Consider the following 4,783-nt stretch of genomic DNA (forward strand, 5'->3'; position numbering starts at 1 on the left):
CCTGCTCTTCTTTTTTATCACATGAGTGGGACAGGCTTTGGAACAGTGAATGAAGTTCGTTCTTCCCTACCGGCATCTGATAAAACTGAACATTGTCGGGTAACTGACAGACCTTCCCATTGCTCTCAAAGCACTGCTGCGCCAGCATTTGCCGAATTGTCTGTTCGAAGGCCAGATCCTGCCAGTTGGCCCCTTTCAGAATCACCTGTTGTCCGGCCTTCAGTGACTCAAGCCTGCCGGGAAGGTGCTTAATTCGTCCCTGTTTATCTACACCGGGACCGCCCAACAGCAACTGTCGCCAGTTACTGTGCAAGTGGCAGTCAATAAGAACGGTATTGTCGTTATCCATTGCGCTTTCGGCAGCAGGGAGTTCAATCAATATCATATGAACATCGTCGTCCATCGATGGATCATTGTCGGTCTGTGCGTCGAACTGCCAGGTATTGCCCGGTCGATTAATCCGCCGCCAGAAATCAGCACCAGGTGAGTCTTCACGCTGGCCAATCGATGTCAACTGTTCAGGGTCTGCCACGACCAGCAGAGCAACATGCTCGCCCAGGGGGCGCTTCTTCTGGCTGACTTTGTCGTACAGACAGGGGTTGTCCGGGTCCAGCAGGTCGTTAAATTTGGGCAGTTCCTCGCTGGTGAGCTTTCGGATATCCAGCACCAGAGTCAATGGCTGCGAACCTTCAAACAGCTTGCCCGGGCTTAGAGCTTGGTGACCATCACCGGAAATGCTTAACCGGCACACCAGGTTAGCCTGTGAGAGGTCATCGGGATGGGAAATAAGGGTGACATCCCGGTGTTCATCGCAGGTCCGCGCAATTAAAAGCTGTCGAACCTCATCATCACTGGTGACAAAACGAAAATCGAAAGCATGAGGAGGCTTTTGGAGTGAGGAATCCGTTGAGGATACGGTTCTCTCCCGGTCAGGTGACTTAATCTGAGGTGACGATACATTGAGTTTGGTAATGACATCAGAGCAGATCGCTACATCATTTGCCGATAATTCCAGCTTTGGTTTTTTTAATGGTACGTTAGTATCATAAACGTCACTATCAAGAACCGATTTGTTTATTTCCCCGATCCGACTATCCATAGCCAACCACCCTTTCTAATATCTTTTAAAAGACTGCATTGAAATTGTTTGATAGTTGGATATTAAAATGGAATGAAAGTTCAATTAGGATAGTTGCCCGGAACCATTGAAGGAAATCATTGATCTCGAAAAACTCAACATGACCATACGGTTACCATGTATCCAGAGCGTCACTCATCGAATTCAAGTTCACGGTGCTCAAAAACTCTTCGGCAATTTTTGTCAGCTCATCGGACTTAAGCACCAGGGCGTTACTGGCGTTATGAGCCTGACTTAAGTAAGCATCCTTTACAGTGTCCTGAAGACGGGAAGAACTCTGAATAACACTCATCATGGCATACAGCTCTTCAGGTGAGGATGGATCATGAGCGCCGAAGTGGTTCGGGCGACCCTCAGACCTGATTCGAGCACCGGCCCAACAATACGTTAAGCGTGCGCCTTTCGAGTGTGTCACTTCATACAGGTAATGAATGAAGGCATGCTCAATCGCTTCCATGCATTTGTACTTCAAATGATCCACAGGCGTTTCCTTTTGAAACGGCACATCAAGAAGGGAATCTAGCCTGGACATGTAGTGGCTATTGATATCAGCCATTTTTTGCTGATATTTTTCTTCCTGATCTTTAGATCGCTGGGCACCAGGAGCTACTTTGAATTCTTTACTCAATGCCTGCATAGCTTTAGTGAATTGTTGATTTATTTCCGCTCGTTCATTCATTTGTGTCCATATCAGCTTCAAATTCGGGTTGTTCTCAATTTTTAGTCGAAACAGGGCCTCGGTCTTTTCACTCATCCCTTCGTCGTACCAGCGAGGTTGCCCCAGGATAATCACCGGACGGTAGTTCGCTTTGCCCGAGTTTAACTGTGGGAACGCAGGATGGCGCACCAGCAATCGTTCTATATTCGGAACGCCCTCAGGTTGGTCCGTCCAGGCAATTTGTAAAGATCGTTTGGCAATGAGATTTTCAAGGGTTGTGGAAAACCCATCATGACAATGAGTGACAAACAAGGCATTACTTTCTCTCACTCGGGAGCTTATATAAGTGTGCTGCCATACCTGGCTATTTTTTTCCCGGGACAACAACGCCTTGTACCATTTTTTCATGCAATTAACGGCATTAACCTTCAGTTCATTGATGGCTTCCAGACGCAACAATAACTCATAATGTTCACCGTGATTTACAATTTGACTTTCATAAATCGGCAGTGGATCCAGCCACCCTAATGCCAGGGCTTCACGGGCAAATTGAATAAACGAAGGCTTGGTTAAGTCACTGCTTTCCAGCAGAACATCCACTATTGAACTCAACCACTGGTGTCGGCATGCTCCGGCCTTATCAATCATTTTTGAATGGAGTAACCTGAGTGGCTCAGTGACCTGATCTTCATCGTTTGCATACAATATTTCTCTGACTGCATCAGACATCGGCTTATAGGTCTGTCGACTGTAGCAAGGCATACCGCCGAGATCGTGGTAAGGCATACCACCGAACAATTCCTTCTCGTAATGGCTCAATGCTTCTGCCTCTTGCGACTCGATGATTGAGACGCCCATGGAAAAACCGGCTAAATCTCTCCGTGCCCAAAGACTTCTTACCAGTTCGACAGTATCCAGATTTATTTTTGGCAGTGCGCTGTTTGTCTCAAGGGCTTCGTTCAGTGCCTCAAGCCGTATACCGAGGGCTTCAGCCAGGGCTTCACATTGTGCTGAATCAGCCCTTTTCAGGAGATTCTTAATCTTCTTTAACTCAGTGCCGGAACCGTGGACCTTTCTGGTGAGCTGGAAGTCAGGAACGATTTCTTTTAGCTGCACAGGCTCCCCGCCCAAATCCACTGACTTCCAGGTTTTGCCTTTATCCAAAGAATACTCGGCAAAGCTGTGGTTAGAGTTACTTATTTGCCGACATTGAATCCCGTAATAACGACAAAAAGCAATAAAAACAGGCACACGATGACGGCAGCTACCTTGCCGCTGTGTGACGAGAAATTGAAAGAAATTTTCATTATTCTCTGGTTGGGCCTTACCGGAAAAAGCTTGGCAATAGGCCGTTATCGCCTTAATTCGTTGCGTCGTGCTTCTGGCATTTTTTATTTTCCACAAGGGCATCTGTTCTGCGGGTGGATCCAGGTCATCAATGGCCGCAAGAAGATTCTCTATGACTGTTTTCATACCTTTTGAACAATGGGTGTCAAGATAGGTTGCTCGTTCTGGTCGGGCTTCTTGAACACGTATTTTTCCATCCGGTTGTTTGGGTTCTACGATATAAGTGAATTGAATTTTCTGTTCGGCGTTGGCCTCCGGAATGAACACCGTGTGAAGTCCGGTATATCGGTCCCTGACCAGGGTAAATGCCAGCTCGGGATCTATGCGCAGGGCCACAATATGGTCGTCAGGCTTCAGACTGGGTAATGCAAATTGACCATTTTTTGATGACTGGTTAAAGATCGCCAGCGTCTGATCACTGGTCAATGTCACAGTCTGGTTATGCCCTGGTAACGGGTCTGGTATGAGGATTTCGGCTCCATGAATGTACTGGCTACTAATATTGATCAGTGTGATATCACCCTTGGCAGACACACGAATATCCTCTGCCTGGCAACGATACATATGGGGAGGAGGATCCTGTGTATCAAAAATTTTATACTCGTAAACCAGTGACGTCTCCAGGCCCTCATAGTTCGTTTCCCGGTCCAGTGTCTCTGCCCGATTCTTGTCGACTTTCGGATTGTATTTTTCAGGAGCCTCAGCCCAATGGTTCGGCAAATCAATCATCTGATGCCAAAGCGCAGGACAGGGTTGAACTTTATGGCTGTTCCATGCCTCTATCCGCTGATCAGCCTCGTGAAGATAAGGCAGGGAAGCCGGTAGTCTCAGCGTTTGTTTTTGCTCTTCCGTCAGTGGAAATACACTATCAGCGTCTACGTCCTTCAAGCCAAACTCATGATCAAACCAGCGTTGCTGCCAGTATCGGTAAAGTGCTCTGGTTAGAATATCGTCCGACTGATCCGGCTTCAGGGAAAGACCGGTTGCCTGCCACTTTACATGAGCCACCATTCTGATGATTTCTGTTTTGGCTGCTTCTGTACTCAGCTGAGTCTTAATACGAATTTCATGGCCTTTTTCATCAATACTGTTGCGATCACTTTGTCGTATCAACCACGGACGACAGATACCCGATACCGTTCGGTTGAGCCATTCGCAAAGTCCAGAATCAAGTGATCCTTTACCTATGGCCAGAGCCGGTGACTTTGGCAGTTCCTCCAACGATAGGTCAGCTGCCATCAGATAAAGCCGGTAGTGCTGATTGAGGCATTGATGAAGTCCGTCTTCGGTAAAATCGTTCTTGCTGAGAACCGCTTTGGCGACATTCTGCAAATCAAGGCTGGTGGGCTGAAACGGCAGTTTTTTCTGATGCAGGCATGCTCTCAATTGACAATGTAGCCGAGTCAGCTTTTCAGCCACGACTTTCCCCTGCGGGGTCTCTGGCAATACTTTCTCAGCAATGCTCTGCAACTCTGCCGGGTTATACTGCCGTACTGGTAAATGTCGGAAACGCCCTTTCAGTGCCGGTGATAGCGGTTTGCGTCCGCTGTACTCGGGTGGGTTTGTCGTGGCAAACAAATGGAAACCCGGATGGGCGTCACCGGCCAGAATATCGTTCAACTCACCTTCCAGGTGCTGGC

2 protein-coding genes are annotated in these 4,783 nt (G+C 47.7%); both read right to left on the minus strand.

The features are described 5' to 3' along the window. On the minus strand, window positions 1-1,099 hold a 1,099-nt coding region (locus KDK19_RS20570), incomplete at its 3' end, for a hypothetical protein (protein WP_257292837.1). Window positions 1,100-1,250: 151 nt separating this feature from the next. Continuing rightward, the coding region (locus KDK19_RS20575) for a transglutaminase domain-containing protein (protein ID WP_257252770.1) at window positions 1,251-4,783 on the minus strand (3,533 nt) is incomplete at its 5' end.

The organism is Endozoicomonas sp. ONNA1 (assembly GCF_024606325.1).
GTDB lineage: Bacteria > Pseudomonadota > Gammaproteobacteria > Pseudomonadales > Endozoicomonadaceae > Endozoicomonas_A.